The sequence below is a fragment of the Acidiferrobacter thiooxydans genome, from assembly GCF_003333315.1.
Classification (GTDB): domain Bacteria; phylum Pseudomonadota; class Gammaproteobacteria; order Acidiferrobacterales; family Acidiferrobacteraceae; genus Acidiferrobacter; species Acidiferrobacter thiooxydans.
Genome location: NZ_PSYR01000002.1, coordinates 214,758 through 232,303, shown reverse-complemented (window position 1 = coordinate 232,303; position 17,546 = coordinate 214,758). Strand labels below are relative to the sequence as shown.

15 protein-coding genes are annotated in these 17,546 nt (G+C 65.5%); 5 read left to right on the top strand and 10 right to left on the bottom strand.

Annotation, left to right across the window (positions count from 1 at the left end):
- Positions 1-250: 250 nt before the first annotated feature.
- From malQ to gnd, 5 genes are all read right to left on the bottom strand, one after another.
- A complete protein-coding gene (malQ, locus tag C4900_RS08185) occupies positions 251-1,741 on the bottom strand; it encodes a 4-alpha-glucanotransferase (RefSeq protein ID WP_065970887.1) in 1,491 nt (496 codons plus the stop codon).
- Positions 1,738-3,438 carry a glycoside hydrolase family 57 protein gene (locus C4900_RS08180; RefSeq protein ID WP_065970888.1) on the bottom strand — a complete coding sequence of 567 codons (1,701 nt, stop codon included), beginning with the start codon at positions 3,436-3,438 and terminating at the stop codon, positions 1,738-1,740. Before C4900_RS08180 ends, malQ begins: the two co-directional genes overlap by 4 nt.
- Positions 3,428-4,693, bottom strand: a complete 1,266-nt coding sequence (gene glgC, locus C4900_RS08175) for a glucose-1-phosphate adenylyltransferase (protein WP_065970961.1) — start codon at positions 4,691-4,693, stop codon at positions 3,428-3,430. The genes C4900_RS08180 and glgC overlap by 11 nt, the downstream gene beginning before the upstream one ends.
- Positions 4,694-4,801: 108 nt before the next feature.
- Positions 4,802-6,484: a glucose-6-phosphate isomerase gene (pgi, locus tag C4900_RS08170; RefSeq protein ID WP_083995910.1), complete on the bottom strand. Its 1,683-nt coding sequence runs from the start codon at positions 6,482-6,484 to the stop codon at positions 4,802-4,804.
- Between the two features lie 167 nt (positions 6,485-6,651).
- Positions 6,652-7,662, bottom strand: a complete 1,011-nt coding sequence (gene gnd / locus C4900_RS08165) for a phosphogluconate dehydrogenase (NAD(+)-dependent, decarboxylating) (protein WP_114282926.1) — start codon at positions 7,660-7,662, stop codon at positions 6,652-6,654.
- A gap of 188 nt (positions 7,663-7,850) precedes the next feature.
- Here gnd and glk point away from each other — a divergent pair, with 188 nt between their 5' ends.
- Complete coding sequence (gene glk, locus C4900_RS08160) at positions 7,851-8,864, top strand: glucokinase (RefSeq protein ID WP_065970890.1); 1,014 nt, start codon at positions 7,851-7,853, stop codon at positions 8,862-8,864.
- 99 nt (positions 8,865-8,963) lie between these two features.
- Here glk and C4900_RS08155 read toward each other — a convergent pair whose 3' ends face one another.
- The 5 genes from C4900_RS08155 to C4900_RS16015 form a co-directional block, all read right to left on the bottom strand.
- Positions 8,964-9,656: a dienelactone hydrolase family protein gene (locus C4900_RS08155; RefSeq protein WP_211306837.1), complete on the bottom strand. Its 693-nt coding sequence runs from the start codon at positions 9,654-9,656 to the stop codon at positions 8,964-8,966.
- Between the two features lie 132 nt (positions 9,657-9,788).
- Positions 9,789-11,228: a glycogen synthase GlgA gene (gene glgA / locus C4900_RS08150; RefSeq protein ID WP_065970894.1), complete on the bottom strand. Its 1,440-nt coding sequence runs from the start codon at positions 11,226-11,228 to the stop codon at positions 9,789-9,791.
- An 84-nt stretch (positions 11,229-11,312) separates the two neighbouring features.
- Positions 11,313-11,819: a c-type cytochrome gene (locus tag C4900_RS08145; RefSeq protein WP_065970896.1), complete on the bottom strand. Its 507-nt coding sequence runs from the start codon at positions 11,817-11,819 to the stop codon at positions 11,313-11,315.
- 199 nt (positions 11,820-12,018) lie between these two features.
- Positions 12,019-12,708: a Bax inhibitor-1 family protein gene (locus C4900_RS08140; RefSeq protein WP_065970898.1), complete on the bottom strand. Its 690-nt coding sequence runs from the start codon at positions 12,706-12,708 to the stop codon at positions 12,019-12,021.
- A 79-nt stretch (positions 12,709-12,787) separates the two neighbouring features.
- Positions 12,788-12,958 carry a hypothetical protein gene (locus C4900_RS16015; protein WP_170132481.1) on the bottom strand — a complete coding sequence of 57 codons (171 nt, stop codon included), beginning with the start codon at positions 12,956-12,958 and terminating at the stop codon, positions 12,788-12,790.
- A 254-nt stretch (positions 12,959-13,212) separates the two neighbouring features.
- Between C4900_RS16015 and nirB the strand changes: the two genes are divergently transcribed.
- The 4 genes from nirB to C4900_RS15860 all read left to right on the top strand — a co-directional run bounded on the left by nirB (position 13,213) and on the right by C4900_RS15860 (position 17,376).
- On the top strand, positions 13,213-15,657 hold the full coding sequence (nirB, locus tag C4900_RS08130; RefSeq protein ID WP_065970901.1) for a nitrite reductase large subunit NirB: 2,445 nt from the start codon (positions 13,213-13,215) through the stop codon (positions 15,655-15,657).
- A gap of 67 nt (positions 15,658-15,724) precedes the next feature.
- Positions 15,725-15,982, top strand: coding sequence for a nitrite reductase small subunit NirD (gene nirD / locus C4900_RS08125; protein ID WP_233431966.1), 258 nt, complete (start codon positions 15,725-15,727; stop codon positions 15,980-15,982).
- A complete protein-coding gene (gene ybiB, locus C4900_RS08120; protein ID WP_083995912.1) occupies positions 15,979-17,052 on the top strand; it encodes a DNA-binding protein YbiB in 1,074 nt (357 codons plus the stop codon). The genes nirD and ybiB overlap by 4 nt, the downstream gene beginning before the upstream one ends.
- A 75-nt stretch (positions 17,053-17,127) precedes the next feature.
- Positions 17,128-17,376 (top strand): hypothetical protein, encoded by a 249-nt coding sequence (locus C4900_RS15860; RefSeq protein ID WP_147267164.1) that lies wholly within the window; start codon positions 17,128-17,130, stop codon positions 17,374-17,376.
- The last annotated feature ends 170 nt before the right edge of the window (positions 17,377-17,546 follow it).

Genomic DNA, 17,546 nt, shown 5'->3' with positions numbered 1-17,546 from the left:
CTTCCCCTCGGTGGGCATCGCCATCGACCCTGAGGTACCCATCGGCGCAGGCCCCGACCCCCTATTCGACCGCTCGCTGCAACGGGGGTTGATCTGCTACGACGGGCGATGTTTGTGCGCAAGGGGCCCCAGCATTGATGCCGGAGAGGGAGGGTGTCGATCGCGAGGCGATCACCGTCCCCTGGTTGATCCATGGGGCGCAATCGTCGCTGAGTACCACAATATTATTGATTATTAATTCTATAAAACATTAGCGGCCCGGATTCGTGCGCCCATACAGAAATGCCAGACGCGCGAGACGCGCTGGGATGGCCTCCGCGACATCCTCCCAATGGAACCGGAATCCCCAATTTCCGCCGCACTTCCCCGGGGTATTCATGCGCGCGCTACTGCCAAGACTCAGCACGTCCTGCCACGGTACCACGGCGAGACCGGCAACCGAGGCGATGACCGCGCGCATCACCGCCCACGCCGGGTCGCCGTTGGCATCCGGCAGATAATCATGCACGAGGGTCCGTTCGCGCGCGGTCAGCGCCGCATACCAACCGGTCGTGGTGTCATTATCGTGGGTGCCAGTATAGGCCACGCTGTTGGCCTGGTAATTGTGCGGGAGATGCGGATTCCCGGGATCACCGTCGAAGCCAAATTGCAGGACACGCATGCCCGGCAGATCGTAGCGGTCGCGCAGGGCATGGACATCGTCTGTGATGATACCGAGATCCTCGGCAATCAAGGGGAGATCCCCAAAGGCCTCTTGTAGGGCCTGGAGCAAGGCATCGCCGGGCACCGCCATCCATTCCCCGCCGGCCGCGGTAGGTGCCGAAGCCGGGACCGCCCAGGACGCGACGAAGCCGCGGAAATGGTCTATCCGCAACCAGTCGAACAGCTCCCGCTGGGTGCGCACCCGCTCGCGCCACCAGGCAAAGCCGTCGGCGGCCATGCGCGCCCACCGGTAATGCGGATTCCCCCAGCGCTGGCCGTGCGCCGAGAAATAATCGGGCGGCACGCCGGTCACGATCTCCGGGCGTCCGTCGGCATCCAGCACGAAAAGATCGCGGTGTGCCCAGACATCGGCGCTGTCCTCGGCGACAAAGATCGGCATGTCCCCGAAAAGACGCAGGCCGCGCGCTGCGGCATAGCCGCGCAGCGCGTGCCACTGCCGGAAAAATACAAACTGCGCGAACGCCACCGCCTCGCAGGAATCGGACCCCGGATAGGCCGCCAGTGCCTGCGGATCGCGATCCTTGAGGGCCGCCGGCCACTGCCACCAAGGCGCCCCGCCACACTGGGCCTTGATGCATTCGTAGGCGCAGTAATCCGGCAACCAAGCCGCATGGCGTACACGGAATTCCTGGAATTCGGCCTGGTCGGCGGCCGACGCATGCACCGCAAAACCGTGATAGGCGGCGCTGAGTGCCACCTCGCGCGCGGCGGCATCGGCCAAGGCCGCGCGGGCCTCGGCCATCCCGATCCAACCGCATTCAGCGAGATCTTCGAGGTCTATAAGTCCGACATCACCGGCATGCGCTGAGGGGCTATTGTAGGGTGAGCCGCCACCGGGCGGACCGAGCGGCAGGACCTGCCAGACGCTCACCCCGGCCGCCACCAAGACATCCACGAAGCGTCGCGCGTGCGCGCCCATGGTGCCCTTGAGACCGTCCCCGGGCAGGGAGCTTGGATGTAGCAAAACGCCCAGGCGGCGACGATCGAGGACCGGCGTGCCGCGCCGCTTAACCGTCATAGCGCCCCGGACGAACGCATGGCACCACCGCGCTCGGAGCGGTCTGCGCCCTGCTGAGTGAACCCCTCCCCGGCAAGCGGAGATGGCGGCTCACCGAGGATGTGATAGAGGTCGGCGATGTGGCGGCGATACAGACGCTCGAAATCCTGCACCGTATCGCGCGGATTATAATCGCCGAACCACCAGCACCAGTCGGAGCCCTCGCATACCGCCAGCGCCTCGCTGGCGCGCTCGGCGTCCTCGGGTGACAGCCGACCCTGGGCCATGACGCGATCATAGTCGGCCTTCGCCTGGACGAGGATGTCCCAGGCACGGTTCTTGTCGGGGCTGCCGATCCAGGTCGCGAAGGTGCCATTCACCCAGCTACCGGCGATGAGCGGCGGAAGCATGGCCGGGGCATGGCCCTCATCGATATATTGCGAGAAGGTCGTGAGATGGATCTGTGGGTGGGCCACCAATCGCTCGTAGAGCGCACGCAGGAAGTAGTACCCGTTCTCGGGGTAATACTCCCAGGCATTCTCCCCATCCATGATGATTGCGACCAGCGGCGCGTGACCGGGCTGCGCGGCGCGGGCGATGGTCTCCAGGTGCGAGATCAAGTTGCCGACGGCATCGTCGGCGTGCCAATCGGCATAGGAAAACCCGATCAGATCCGACAGGCCGTCGTCGCGAAAGACGCAGCGCACGGTCCGCCCCGGCTCCCCATAGATCCTGTGACACTGGCCATGGCCGCCGTCCTTGCCGCCCGCCTGCAGACTATGGCGCAGGACACGCTCACCCGATGCCGTCCACTTGATCCCGGCGTCATCAAGCAACGCCAGCATCTGCGCGCTAAGACCGCCCTCGGCCGGCCAGCAGCCGGCGGCAGCGAACCCGAAATGTCGAGCGAAGGCCTCCTGACCTGCCCGGATCTGCCAGCGCGCCCGCGCCTCGCCGCCCGGATAGTGCGGGGCGACCGGCAGGCGCACGTCCGGCTGCGCCTCGCGCGCCACCGCAAAATCGAGCAAAAGCGGCACGATCGGGTGCGTGTAGGGGGTAAACGACAGCTCCACTTGTCCGCTTTCGGCAAGCCTCCGGTAGCGAGGCACGAGGCCGGTCAGGATCTCCTCCGCCACCCTCAACACGGTGATCGCCGACTCCTCGTCGAAGCCCTCACCTCTTTGCAGAAGTGGGGCGATGCGCGCGTCCGCGCGCCGTACCGTCTCACCGAACCAGCCCAGGTGATACCAGACGACGAGATCGCGCAGATAATGGCAGTCGAGGTAACCGGAAAGCCCGGGGTCAGCGACCACGGGCGCGGCCAGCGCCACCAGGCGCTTGAACGCCGGGAACCGGTCGATCACGCGTGCCTTGTTGGCCTTGAGACAGGCCGCGATGAGCGCCGCGCGCTCCGGCCCAGGCGGCGGCCAATGACCGGCGAGCGCCGCGAGCAGCGGATCGCGCAGCGGCGTGCGCTCGCGTAGATAGGCCTGCAGCTGTTGCCCATAATCCGCAATCTGATCGAGCAGAACAGGTGAGAAATTGACGACGGCGCGCGCCCCTGGCACCGACTCGATATGCGCCGCCATATCGACGTAATCCTTGATGGCATGCAGATACACCCATGGCTGCTGGTACTGGCCATCGGACAGGCGCCGGTACTGCGGCTGATGCATGTGCCAGCACAACACCAGATTCAAGCGGTCATCACCGGACATAATGCAATTCCTGGCCCAGCATCTCGGGCGTCACCACGACGACCCCTTCCGGCGTCACATGATAACGGCGTGCGTCCTCGTCGTGATCCCAGCCTATGACACTGCCCTCAGGTATGCGACACCCTTTGTCGATGATCGCGCGCCGGATACGGCTATGCCGGCCTATGTCGACACTGCCCATGACCACCGAATCGATCACCTCCGCGTAGGAATGCGCATGCACCGCCGAAAACAACAGCGAATGACGGATACGCGCCCCAGAGATCACACAGCCGCCCGACACCATGGAGTCCACGGCCATGCCGCGGCGCCCGTCATCCTCATCGAAGATGAACTTGGCCGGCGGATACTGCTCCTGATAGGTCCAGATCGGCCAGGAGGTGTCATACAGGTTGAGCTCCGGGGTCACGCCGACCAACTCCATGTTGGCCTCCCAGTAGGCATCCAGCGTGCCGACGTCGCGCCAGTAGGCCGATTGTCCACTGCCATCGCCCGAGAAGGCATAGGCCATGACCCGGTACCGATCTATGGCCCCGGGAATCACGTTATGCCCGAAATCATGCCGCGAGGCCTTGGTATCGGCATCCTTGACAAGCTGCTCATAGAGGAAGCGTGCGCTAAACACATAAATTCCCATGGAAGCGAGTGCGGTGTTGCCACCCGCGACGGTCGGTATCGGATCGGCTGGCTTCTCGTCGAAGCGCACAATGCGCCCCATGTCGTCTGTGGCCATGACCCCAAAATCGCTCGCGCGATCGAGTGGGACATGCACGCAGCCTACGGTGAGGTCTGCGCCTTTGCGCACATGATGGGCAATCATCGGCCCGTAATCCATCTTGTAGACATGATCGCCGGCCAGGATCAGGACGTAATCCGGGTCATGATTGCGCACGATATCGAGGTTCTGGTAGACCGCATCGGCGGTCCCCGCGTACCACGAGGACTCGATACGCTGCTGCGCCGGTAAAAGTTCCACGAACTCCCCGAAATCCCCGCGCAAGGTCCCCCAGCCTTTCTGGATATGATGGATGAGGGAGTGGGCCTTGTATTGGGTCAAGACCCCGATGCGCCGGATGCCCGAGTTCACGCAATTCGACAGCGGGAAATCGATGACCCGGAACTTGCCCCCGAACGGCACTGCCGGTTTCGCGCGCCACATCGTCAGGTGCTTCAGCCGCGACCCGCGGCCGCCGGCAAGGATGAGCGCCAGGGTGTTGCGGGTAAGCTGGCTTACAAATCGGGGGGCCTGATCCATCGACAGCATTTCCTCATGTTGTGGTGAAAGGGTGGATCCCATGGCTCAGCGCCGCCCACGGCCTTTGTCCGGCCTTGTCTTGCAGGACGCTCATCCACGCATAGTGCATCAACTCCCGGTGCGGCGCGCCAAATAACGGCCGATCAGGGCACGGGTGGAGCTGTCGTGGGCACCCTCGCCGATGCCGCCGCGGATCTCGGAGGCGATGCGCCGCGCAAGCACCTTGCCAAGCTCCACCCCCCACTGATCGAAGGAATCGATACCCCACACCACACCCTGCGTAAACACGCTGTGTTCATAAAGCGCAATGAGCGCGCCCAGCACACGCGGCGTCAAGGCCTCGCCGAGAACGATAGTGGTCGGGCGATTGCCCTCGCACACCCGATAGGGGATCTGCGCCGCCGGCACGCCCTCTTCGGCAAGCTGCGCCGCCGGGCGCCCAAAGGCCAGGGCCTCGGCCTGAGCCAGAAGGTTGGCCATCAAAAGGTCCTGGTGACCCGGCAGATCGGCGGATGAGCGGCAAAATCCGATCAGGTCGCAGGGCACGGCCTTGGTTCCCTGGTGCAGCAGCTGATAGAACGAGTGCTGGGCGTCGACCCCGGGCTCGCCCCACACGATCGGACCGGTCTGATAGGTCACCGGCCGTCCGGCGAGATCGACGTGCTTGCCGTTGCTCTCCATCTGCAACTGCTCCAGATAGGCCGGCAGACGCGCCAGCCCGTGCGCATAGGGCAATATCGCCTGGGTCTCCATGCCATGGAAATTGTTGTACCACACAGACAGCATCCCCATGAGCACCGGCAGATTACATTCGAGCGGCGCCGACTGGAAGTGCTCATCCATGTCGCGAAAGCCGGCGAGCATCTCCCGGAACCGCTCGGGCCCGATGGCGATCATAAGCGCCAGGCCGACCGCCGAACCCAGGGAGTACCGTCCCCCGACCCAGTCCCAGAATACGAACATATGGGCGGCATCGATGCCAAAGCGCGCGACCTCCGCCGCGTTGGTCGAGACCGCGACGAAATGCGCGGCCACTGCCGCGTCAGAGCCCAGCCCGGCCACGCACCATTGGCGCGCACTGCGCGCATTGGTCATGGTCTCCTCGGTCGTAAAGGTCTTGGAACAGACGATGAAAAGGGTCTCCGCGGGGTCCAGGTCCGCGGTCGCAGCACGCAACGCCTCGGAGTCGACGTTAGCCACGAAGCGCACGGCGATCGCCGGATCGGCGAACGGCCGCAGCGCCTGGCAGGCCATTTCCGGGCCGAGGTAGGAGCCGCCGATGCCGATATTGATCACCGTGCGGATGCGCTTGCCGCTATAGCCAGTCCACCTACCGTCGCGCACCTTGTCGGCGAACGCCGACATCTGCGCCAACACCTCATGGACCTCCGGGACGACGTCACATCCATCCACCTTGATCACGGTCCCACGGGGGGCGCGCAGGGCCACATGCAAGACCGACCGGTCCTCCGTGATGTTGATGCGCTCCCCCTGAAACATGGCATCGCGCCACGCCTCGAGTCCGCGCGCGCGCGCCAGGTCACAGAGCAATCGCACTGTCTCACGTGTCACACGGTTTTTGGAATAATCGAGATAGAGGCCGGCGCCCTCGGCGGCCAGCGCCGTGCCGCGATCCGGGTCGGCCTCAAACAGGGCGCGCAAGGTGAGATCCTTCACAAGCGCAAAATGGTCCTTCAGCGCCCGCCATTGGGCGTTGCTCGCAAGCGCCGCGACCCCCCGTCCGGCGCCGCCTACACCCTCGTCACGCGCGGTACCCCATCGATCGTCCAAGATCGTCTCCTCCTAGTCGCGCCAGCCACTTCCCGTGGAGCCGCTGACCCCATTCCCTGGAGCATCACGGCCCGAAAGCGGCTATGGCTGTCGATAGACCCTAACGCGGCGCGCGGCCCGACGCAAGTCCCGCCCGGTGGCCAACGTCGGCAATACGCCGCTTGTCGTCAACCTTTCTCGACATGTCCACCAAACTGATAACGCATGGCGGCCAACACCCGGTCGGCAAAATCGGCATGCCCCCGCGAGCCGAACCGCGCGTACAGGGCGGCGGTTATGACCGGCGCCGGCACGCCCTCCTCGACTGCCGCCTGCACCGTCCAACGCCCCTCGCCGGAATCCGCCACACGGCCGGCAAATCCCGACAGATCGGGGCTATCATGTAGGGCCGCCGCCGTGAGATCGAGCAGCCACGAACTGACCACGCTCCCGCGCCGCCAGAGCTCCGCGACCTCAGCTATATTGAAATCGTACTGAAAATGCTCGGGATGCCGCAGGGGTGCGGTCTCCGCATCCTGGCCATGGGCGGCGGCACCGACACCGGCACTCTTCAGGATGTTGAGGCCCTCGGCATAGGCGGCCATGAGGCCGTATTCGATGCCATTATGTACCATCTTCACGAAATGACCGGCGCCGTGCGGTCCGCAGTGCAGATAGCCAAGGTCCGCCGAACCCTGGCCTGCGACGCGACCCGGGGTCGGCGCGGCGGCGGTCGTGCCCGGCGCGAGCGCCCGGAATACCGGATCGAGCACCGGCATGATCGACGGCTCCCCACCGATCATGAGGCAATAGCCACGCTCGCCACCCCACACGCCGCCGCTCGTACCGACATCGACGTAATGGAGACCCTTGGAAGCCAACTCGCGGGCACGGCAGATATCATCCTGGTAAAAGGAATTCCCGCCATCGACGACGATATCGCCGGCAGCCAGCAAGGGCACGAGTTCCGTAAGTAGGGCGTCCACGGTGGCGGCCGGCACCATGCACCATACGACGCGCGGGGCGGGGAGCTTGTCGATCAGATCGGCCAGCGTATAGGCGCCAAGCCCCCCCTCCGCCATGAAGCTATCCACGGTCGCGCGCCTACGGGCATGGCCCACGACCTCGTGCCCGGCACGCATCAAACGCTGCGCCATGTTGGCGCCCATGCGCCCCAAGCCGACCATTCCCATGCGCATAACCGTCCCTCCCGCCGCCACCGGCCTCGATCGGCCGCCACCGCGCCCGGGGCCGCCTTCTTCAGGCACACTAACCGCTCACGCAGGGATTTTCCAGGGCCCAAACGCGCGCCGCGGCGGTCTATGCGTTACCATTGGGGGCACGGGCTCGAAATCACAACGACCAAGGACAGGGGGGGCTCGCAACCATGCAAAACAGCGATCTTTTGCTCATAGGCGACATCGGCGGGACCAAGACCGATGTCCTTGTCGTGTCTATGTCGGGCGGGATTACGCAGCCGCTCGCGCGTGCCCACCTCAAAAGCGCCGAATATCCGGACCTAAAGACCCTTTTGAGTGAATTTCTCGCGACTGCGGGACTCCCGGTGATGCGGGCCTGCCTGGCAGTCGCGGGTCCTGTCATAAACGGTCGCGCCCAGCTCACCAACCTCCCCTGGGAGGTCGACGGCGCGGCGCTGTGCGCGGAACTTGCGTTCACCTCTGTCGATGTCCTGAATGATCTCGCAGCCATCGCCCATGCCATTCCGGTGCTGCAAGCCGCCGATCTCAAGATCCTCAACACAGGTCATGCGCCGGACACTGCCACCAAGGCGGTCATCGCCCCCGGCACCGGCCTTGGCGAGGCGTTTCTTGTGTGGGACGGCGGGCACTACCGGCCGCAGCCCTCCGAGGGCGGCCACACCGACTTCGCGCCGCCCACCGCCGCGCTCGCCGATCTCATCCCCTACCTGTGGCGCCGCTACGATCATGTGAGCTACGAAATGGTGTGTTCGGGCATCGGCATCCCGCGGCTCTATGAATTCTTTCGCGACCAGGACCCGGCGCGCGAGGACCCGGAGTTCGCCGCGGCGTTGGCGGCGAGCGCAGACCACACACCGCTCATCCTGAACGCCGCATTGCGCACCGATGCGCCCTGCCCGATATGCCGGGCGGTGGTCGATGCCTTCCTGACCATCCTCGCCGCCGAGGCCGGCAACCTTGCCCTCAAGGTCTTTGCCCTGGGCGGCATCTACATCGCAGGCGGCATCCCCCCGCGGCTCTTGCCGCTCCTAGACGAGCGCCGATTCGTGGACGCCTTCTGCGCCAAGGGGCGCTTCGCGAAACTCCTCTCGCAGATCCCAGTCCAGGTGGTCGTCAATCCCGCCGCCACACTGATGGGGACGGCCACCTATGGATGGGCACGCATGCAACACGATCTGTAAGATGGCGCGCAGACCACCCGCCGGCGGCCGGACCTGGCGGCGGCACGCCGCGCACGGATCAAGCCCCGACCGCGCGACCTCCCGGACCTCCGAAGAGTGTCACCGCAAATGGGCGGCAAAGAACGCCAATGTGCGCTTCCAGGCAAGCTCCGCGGCCTCGGGGTTGTAGCCAAGCGGCGGCAGTTTCATGGAATCGGCCTCTTCGTTGGCAAACGCGTGCTTGGCATCGTAACGGTGGAATTCGAAGTCGACGCCGGCGGCCTTGAGTCTCGCCTCCAGGGCGTCGACCCCGGCGATGGCGAAGAACTGGTCGTGCGTCGCCCAATGACCGAGCACGGGCGCCTTGATACGCGCGGCATCGACGTATTCGAGCGGCGGGTACCCATACCATGTGACATAGGCGTCACTCTCGGGTACAAATGCCGCGGCTAGGACGGCCACGGCGCCGCCCATGCAGTATCCGGTCACACCCGCCTTCGCGCTGCCTGTCGCCTTCAGGTATTGCACGGCACCGCGGATATCCTGACTCGCGGCATCGGCAAAATCGAGCCCGTTCATGAGGTGCTCGGCCTCCTTGGCCTCCATCGTTACCTTACCGCGAAAGAGATCCGGCACGAGCGCCCGATAGCCGGCCGCGGCCAAGCGTTCGGCAACGCCCTTGATCTGGTCGTTGATGCCCCACCATTCCTGGATCACAACGATCCCGGGCGCCTTGCCGCCCGCTGCCGGAGCCGCCAGATAACCATCGCATAGGCCGCCGTCCGGCCGCTTAAAGCTCATCATTTCACCCATAATGCCCTCTCTTTCCCTGTGAATTGGTCGATCGACAACCGCGCGCGTTGACGGCATGACGGCCGCGTACCCTCGTGATCGCAAGACGCCCGCCCATGCGCGGCGACCCGTGAGACTATCAGACGAGAGGCTCTAGGGGCCTGCGACCAGGGTGTCATAGAGCGCATGGTAGCGCCGCGCACTCGCCGCCCACGAGAAATCCCGGTCCATGCCCTCGCGCATGATGCGTGCCCAGCACGAAGGGTTGCGATAGCTTGCCAAGGCCCGCTCGATGGCCTCCCATAAGGCGCCGCCGGTGGGTTCCCCGAACAGAAAGCCACTGCCCTCGCAACCCCCGGGATCGACGCCGCGGATGGTGTCGGCAAGCCCCCCCGTGGCGCGTGCCACGGGGGGCGTGCCATAACGCTGGCTGTACATCTGGTTCAGCCCGCATGGCTCGAACCGTGAAGGCATGAGGAAGGCATCGGCGCCGGCCTCGATCTCGTGGGCCAGCCTCTCATCGAAGCCGATGCGTACCGCGACCGCCCCACGGTGGCGTGCGGCGAGCGTACGCAACGCATCCTCAAGCCCGCGCTCCCCGGTGCCGAGCACGACCAGCTGACCGCCTACGCCGGCCAGGCGGTCACCCACCTCGGCTACGAGATCGATACCCTTCTGCCAGGTAAGCCGGCCGACCAGGCCGAACAACGGCCGCGCCGGATCGACGGTGAGATCGAAGCGGCGTTGCACGGCCTCCTTGTCAACGCCCTTGGCGGCGAGATTGTCGCGGTCGTAGCGCGCCCGGATCAAGCGGTCGCTGGCTGGGTTCCAGATGCGATCATCGATACCGTTTACGATCCCCACCAGCTGATCGCGACGGCGCGTGAGAAGGCCGTGCAGCCCACAGCCCTGGGCCTCCTCCTGGATCTCGCGCGCGTAGGTGGGGCTTACCGTGGTCAGGAGATCGGCATAATGCAATCCGGCCTTCAAAAACGACAGGCGCCCATAAAACTCCGCGCCCTCCACGGCAAACACCCCCGGAGGGAGGTGCAAGGCATCTACCATCTCCGGCGCGAACAGCCCCTGGAACGCGAGGTTGTGGATGGTCATGACCGACGGTGCCGCGCCCGGCAGGGCAGTCTTCAACCAAAGGGGCCCGAGACCCGCCTGCCAATCGTGCCCGTGAAAGACATCAGGACGCCACAAAAGCGGTGTCTCGTCGGAGGCGAGCGTGGCGGCGATGCGCGCGAAAAGCCCAAAACGCCGGGCATTGTCCGGCCAATCCCGCCCCTCGCCGTCCTGGTAGGGCCCTCCGTCGCGCCCAAAGAGCCAGGGGGCGTCGATCAAATATGTGCGGATACCCGACGGCAGGAGTGCCTCGCGCACGAGCGCGCCGAGTACCGTGGCACATGCCGGCGCCTCGCCCACTTCCCGGCGGATAGAGCGATAGAAGGGTAGACACACGCGCACGTCGAGCCCCTCGGCGGCGAGCGCCGGGGGCAGGGCCGCGACGACATCCGCAAGTCCGCCGGTCTTCACCCACGGGGCGCATTCCGAGGCCACAAACAGCACGCGCAACGGACGGTCGGCCATCAGGTCGCCTCGCCCACCGCCGCACTACCGGCCATCAGGTCTGGGCGGAGGGCCACTTTGCGCACACCCGGCATCGCCACAGCCCTACTGAAACGCGCCGCCGATCGCCATCCGCCGGCCGGTCGCTAGGGATTTCAGATAGCTTACGAGATCGACCATGGTCGTACCGCCGAACGCCGGCGGGCGCCCCTTGATACCGTCCTTGACGCAGTGGCGGATCTGGTCTTCGAGGGTCACGATGCGATGGGACTTGGCACTGTAGCGAGGGAACACCGCCGCAGCATTACGAAGACTGGGGATGTGTCGGCCGTCGGGCAGCTGGCCGCGCGTGCGCCCGCCATGGACATGGCAGGCCGCGCAGGTCATGAACCGCGCGTGCGCCCGCGGACTGCCCATGTCCGCGAACGCGCTCGCGGCATCGGCCACCGACCTGACCTCGCTCCCGAAGTGGTCATCGTTGAAGATATGGGCGCCGCGCGCCACCGCTTGGGCAAGGACCGGCGGTAAGGCCGCGTAACCAACGCCCGTCCATACCAGGGCGACCCCGGCAAGCCCCCCACGCGCGTAGCGCGCGATCCTGCGACTATCCATATCCCTCCTCCGTCATGATGGCCCTGGGTATCGGCCAAGACGCCCGTCGCCCGGAGGCATCATCGGTCCCGCTACGTTTCCTCGCCGGACGCCCGCGCAAACCCCTTCACGCGGCGATCGGTGGGAGCATGACCCCGACCCCAGGACGGGCGCAGGGCTCGGGTCCCTTGGGGCGGCCCGAAGGCCGTCCCGGTCAGGATCACCTGCGGCGCCCTCCCTGGAGGGCCCCCAGGATCTCAAGCAACGCCATGAACAGGTTCAGGACATCGAGATAAAGGCTCACGGCGATGATCACCGGACGCGTCTCGCCGCCATTGATCATGCGACTGGTGTCAAACAGCACGAGCCCCGAGAATACGAGCAGGGCCATACCCGCGACGACCAGCTGCAGGCCGGCCATGTGGAAGAACATGTTGGCGAGCGACGCGAGCACCACGATCACAAGCCCGGTCATGAGGAAGCCGCCGAGATAATTGAAATTGCGGCGCGACACGAGCGCATAGAGCGACAGGCTTCCGAATATGACCGCAGTCCCGAGCAGGGCCTCGGCGACGATGCTCGGGCCGGCCGGCATGCGCAGGTATAGGGCGATCACCGGGCCCAACGAGAGTCCCATGAGGCCGGTGAATACGAATACCAACGGTATCGCCATGGGGCTGTCGCGGCCGCCGGTCCACTGGACGGCAAACAGGCTCACGAACGCCGCGATCATGATCATGATCGGATGCTGATAGGCAAACAGGGCGCGCATGCCGATCACGGCCGTAAACGTGCTAAAGAGCAGCGTCGCAGCCAGCAGCAGATAGGTCCTGTGGATGACGGTGGTGACCGCATAACCGCCCTGATAACCCGTGGACGGCGAATCCGGAAACAGATTAGAGCGAGCCATTCTGGCCCTCCTTACCGTAGAAACGGCATAAACGTATCATGAGCATGCGCCCCCTACCATAACATAACTCGTGCCCGGATCAGACAAAGCGCTCCACAGCGTGCAGCACCACGGCCACCACGATACCGACCAGTCCGACCCAGAAGAACACCCAGACCAGGGCGAACAGGATATGCATCACCAACAATACCGCCCACACCACCAGCAGGGTCACACCCGCGGCCATGAGCATATGTTTCAGATTCCGCACCGTACCGTCTCCCCAGTCCGCCATGTGCGCTGTATATGGGGGCCGGGCGCCGCCCTGTCAAGGGTGCGCTCCTGGGACCGGATTTGGTGCATATCCGGTCCCCATTCCCCCTGCTGGTGCACGCCGGCGCACGCCGCCGCCCCATAAAGGCGCCCCGCCCCCTGGCACAATGGTTGCTGGAATAGGGCCAGGACTTTCGCTACGGCCTCCCGCCGCAGCCTCGGTCCCGACGCCATCCTCTCAAGGAGCACTGCATGAACAACCCGGTCTCCGGGAAGCCCCGCCTGGTCATGGTCGGCAACGGCATGGCCGGAATGCGCGCCGTCGAGGAATTGCTCGCCATGGCCCCCGACCACTACGACATCACGGTCTTCGGGGACGAGCCGCATCCCAATTACAACCGCATCCTGTTATCGCCGGTATTGGCCCGCGAAATGGCCTTCGAAGACACCATTCTGAACGATCGGGCGTGGTACCAGGCGCACGGCATTACCCTCCATGCCGGGCAGGCGGTGACGCGCATCGACCGCGCGCGCCGGCTCGTACACACCGCGGACGGCACGGTTGCCGGCTATGATCGCCTGCTGCTGGCGCTCGGCTCCACGCCTTACGTCCCGGATATCCCGGGCACCCATCTCGATGGTGTCATGACCTATCGGACCATAGAAGATGTGCGCACCATGCACGCCCTGCCGGCGGGGGCCCGTGCGGTCGTCATAGGCGGCGGCCTGCTCGGCCTCGAGGCCGCCTACGGCCTGCTCACGCAAGGCGTGGAGGTCACCGTCGTGCACCGCAATCCCTGGTTGCTCGATCGCCAGATGGACCGGGTGGGCGCGGAACTCCTCCAAAAAAGCCTGATCGCGCGTGGACTATGCCTCTGTCTTGGCGCCGAGACCGAGGCCCTCTACGGCGACGGCCATGTGCAGGGGTTGCGCTTAAAAGACGGCCGCACGTTACCCGCCGATCTCGTGGTGTTCGCCGTCGGTATCCGTCCGCGCACGGCGCTCGCACGCGAGGCCGGGCTACATTGCGATCGCGGCATCGTGGTCAACGACACGCTTCAGACCTTCGATCCACGCATCTACGCGGTGGGCGAGTGCGTGCAACACCGCGGCCTGACCTACGGACTGGTGGCGCCACTGTTCGAGCAGGCCAAAGTGGCCGCCAATCACCTCGCCCAATATGGACGCCTACGCTATACCGGATCGCTTGCCAGCACCAAGCTCAAAGTCACGGGCGTCGGCCTATTCTCAGCCGGCGATTTCGTAGGCGGCGCGGGCTGCGAGGAGCTATCCTTGCTCGACCCGGCGGGCGGCGTCTACAAGAAGGTCGTGATCCGCGACCACAAGCTCGCGGGTGTCCTCTTGTATGGCGACACCGCGCTTGGGCCCTGGCTCTTTCAACTGCTGCGCACGGGCCAGGACGTAAGCGCACTGCGCGATCATCTGCTATTTGGCGAGGTCACGGGCGATGTCCGTCATGGCGGCGGGCGGGCCATCGACCACATGCCCGACACCGCCGAGATTTGCGGCTGCAACGGCATCAGTAAGGGCACCATCGTCCATGCCATTCGCACCCAGGGCCTATTCACGGTCGACGACGTGCGCCGGCACACCAAGGCCAGCGCCTCATGCGGATCATGCACGGACCTCGTGGAACAAATCCTCGCCAGTACCCTCGGCGGGCTCTACGAGACCACCCCGCAGAAACGGTCCCTGTGCACGTGTACCGATCTCACGCATGACGAGATCCGCGATGCCATCGTGACTCGCAAACTGCTATCGGTGCGCGCGGTTTTCGCCGCCCTCGAATGGAAGGCCGAAGGCGGCTGTCCGACCTGCCGTCCGGCAGTCAATTACTATGTGCGCTGCGCGTGGCCGGCGGAGGCCACCGACGATCCCCAGGCGCGCTTCGTCAATGAGCGCGTGCACGCCAATATCCAGAAGGATGCCACCTACTCGGTCATACCGCGCATGTATGGCGGCGTGACCACGCCCGCGGAGCTCAAACGCATCGCCGAGGTCGCCGAGCGCTATCAAGTGCCCATGGTCAAGATCACGGGCGGTCAGCGCATCGATCTCCTCGGGGTCAAAAAGCAGGATCTCCCGGCGATCTGGGCCGACCTCGGCATGCCCTCCGGCCATGCCTACGGCAAGGCGCTGCGCACCTGCAAATCGTGTGTCGGCACGGAATTCTGCCGGTTCGGGACCCAAGACAGCACGCATCTTGCCATCACCCTTGAAAAGCGCCTGGAGCGTATGTGGTCACCACACAAGGTCAAGCTCGCGGCCTCCGGCTGTCCCCGCAACTGCGCGGAGAGCACGATCAAGGACTTCGGGGTGATCGGCGTCGATTCGGGCTGGGAGATCTATGTCGGCGGCAACGGCGGGATGAAGCTGCGCGCAGGCGATCTGCTGGCCAAGGTGGCCAGCGAAGACGAAGTGGTTGAGATTGCCGAGGCCTTTATGCAACTCTATCGCAAAGAGGCCTATTATCTGGAACGTACCGCGCCCTGGATCGAACGCGTCGGACTCGACCACGTGAAGACCACGATCCTCGAAAATCGCGAGACCCGCAAACGGCTGGCCGCGGAATTGCGTCACGCCCTGAGCCAAGAGAAGGATCCGTGGGCTGAGGCCCTGTCCGGCCATATCACGATCCATGCCCAACCCTTACGCATCCCGGAGTTGACGACATGAGCGCGCCCGAGAACACCTCCTGGAAGGAAGTCGCGACCTTGGCCGACATCCCCGCGCTTGGGGGCGCGTGGTCGCCACCCGTGGCGGCGAGATCGCCTTGTTGCGCAATGAACGCGGCGAGGTCTACGCCCTCGACAACCGCTGCCCGCATAAGGGCGGGCCATTGGCCGAGGGTGCGGTCTCCGGGGACACTGTCTACTGTCCGTTGCACAACTGGCGCATCGACCTCACCTGTGGTCAGGCGCGCGAACCCGACGTCGGTTGCGTGCGTACCTGGCCTGTACGCCTCGAGGGTGAGCGGGTCTTCGTAAGGCTGCCGGAATGAGCCTCGACCGGTCCCTGGAGATGTCGGCCATGATCCCGGCGCAAGACCTGCCTGGCATCTTGAGCGCGGTGGCACGCGGCCAGACCCACGCCACCGACTTAAGTCGCGAGGCGGCGCATGCCTTGTTTGCCGAATGGCTGAGCGGGCACCTGTCAGCGCTCGCCCAAGGCGCGCTGTGGACGGCGTTCCGGTTCAAGGGGGAATCGACCGATGAACTGCTGGGCTTTGTCGCGGCCACCGAAGACAGCCTGACACCGCTTGCCCCGCCATCCGCGCTCCGGCCGGTGGTCTTCCCGTCCTACAATGGGGCACGCCGCCACGCCAACCTCCTGCCCCTGCTCGCCCTGCTGCTCGCGCGCCAAGGGGTGCCCGTGCTGATCCACGGAACCTACGGCGGGATTGCTGCCGACGCTGATCTGCGCCTCCTTGATCACGATCCGAGTGATCGCACCACGAGCGGCGAAATACTGGCCGATCTCGGCTTTGCGCCGGCGGCAAGCCGCCACGCGGTCCACGATCAGCTTGCACGCCATCACCTGGCCTACGTGCCGCTCGACGTGCTCCATCCGCGGTTGGCCGCCATCCTCGCGTTGCGCCGCCAACTGGGCGTACGCTCCAGTGTGCATACCGTGATCAAGCTCTTCAACCCCTTCGCCGGTCCGGCGGTGCGCTGCGCGGCGGTCACCCATCCCCCGTATCTTGCGCGCATGCGCGCGTTCTTCGTGGCCGCCGGCGCCACGGCGCTCGTCCTGCGCGGCACCGAGGGCGAGCCCGTGACCCATCCCCGACGGCGCCCGGCATTGATCGGCATCGAGGCCGGATGCGAGCGTGAGTGGTTTCCCGAAGATCGCACACCGCTTGCCAAATCCCCGGACCTCCCGGCAGACCGCGGCGCCCCCAAGACCTGCCAGTTCATCGAGGAGGTGCTGGCCGGGCAACGCCCCTTGCCTAGCACGCTCCGCGATCAGGCCGCGTGCCTTTTGGTCATGAGCGGCGCGGCCCCCGATCTGGCCACGGCCTGCGCCCGTATCGACCACGCGCAACACCCCATCCGGAGGCGGTCGCGGTGAGCACGCGATGACCGGTGGCGCCCCTAGACGCCGATCCCGGTGCCCTGGAACTCATCACCCGCAAGCGCGCGCCTCTTGCAGTCCGCCGATATCGTCATCGGCGATGCCCTGATCGATCCCGGGATCCTCGACCGCGCATCCCGGCGCACGATGGGTAGCGGCGGGCGCCGATGCCATCGCCTGGCAGGCTATGGCATGCCCTGCCGATACCCGGGTCGTCTATGGGGGCGTGAAATCCCGGCCGATGGCGCACACGACATCCCCAAGGCCACCGCGCGGATCGCGCGGGCAAGCTGCAGTGGCCGGCATGTCCTTGACGGATAAGTCTGCGATCGCCGCCGCTTGGTGTCGCGGTCGCGCCGTGGGCGTGGGGGGCAATGTGCGGACAGGGACAACGCGGGCATGGCGCCTTGCCGAGGTCGTAGCCGGGTTCCTGCGGGTGTTCGATACCGGCCAGGCGCATCCTGCGACAGGCCGGCCGGGGCCTAAGGCCC

Excerpts from the sequence above, each read along its gene's own strand:
- malQ (WP_065970887.1), bottom strand. The coding sequence starts at position 1,741 with ATGACGGTTAAGCGGCGCGGCACGCCGGTCCTCGATCGTCGCCGCCTG.
- C4900_RS08180 (WP_065970888.1), bottom strand. The coding sequence starts at position 3,438 with ATGTCCGGTGATGACCGCTTGAATCTGGTGTTGTGCTGGCACATGCAT.
- glgC (WP_065970961.1), bottom strand. The coding sequence starts at position 4,693 with ATGGATCAGGCCCCCCGATTTGTAAGCCAGCTTACCCGCAACACCCTG.
- gnd (WP_114282926.1), bottom strand. The coding sequence starts at position 7,662 with ATGCGCATGGGAATGGTCGGCTTGGGGCGCATGGGCGCCAACATGGCG.
- glk (WP_065970890.1), top strand. The coding sequence starts at position 7,851 with ATGCAAAACAGCGATCTTTTGCTCATAGGCGACATCGGCGGGACCAAG.
- C4900_RS08155 (WP_211306837.1), bottom strand. The coding sequence starts at position 9,656 with ATGGGTGAAATGATGAGCTTTAAGCGGCCGGACGGCGGCCTATGCGAT.
- glgA (WP_065970894.1), bottom strand. The coding sequence starts at position 11,228 with ATGGCCGACCGTCCGTTGCGCGTGCTGTTTGTGGCCTCGGAATGCGCC.
- C4900_RS08145 (WP_065970896.1), bottom strand. The coding sequence starts at position 11,819 with ATGGATAGTCGCAGGATCGCGCGCTACGCGCGTGGGGGGCTTGCCGGG.
- C4900_RS08140 (WP_065970898.1), bottom strand. The coding sequence starts at position 12,708 with ATGGCTCGCTCTAATCTGTTTCCGGATTCGCCGTCCACGGGTTATCAG.
- nirB (WP_065970901.1), top strand. The coding sequence starts at position 13,213 with ATGAACAACCCGGTCTCCGGGAAGCCCCGCCTGGTCATGGTCGGCAAC.
- ybiB (WP_083995912.1), top strand. The coding sequence starts at position 15,979 with ATGAGCCTCGACCGGTCCCTGGAGATGTCGGCCATGATCCCGGCGCAA.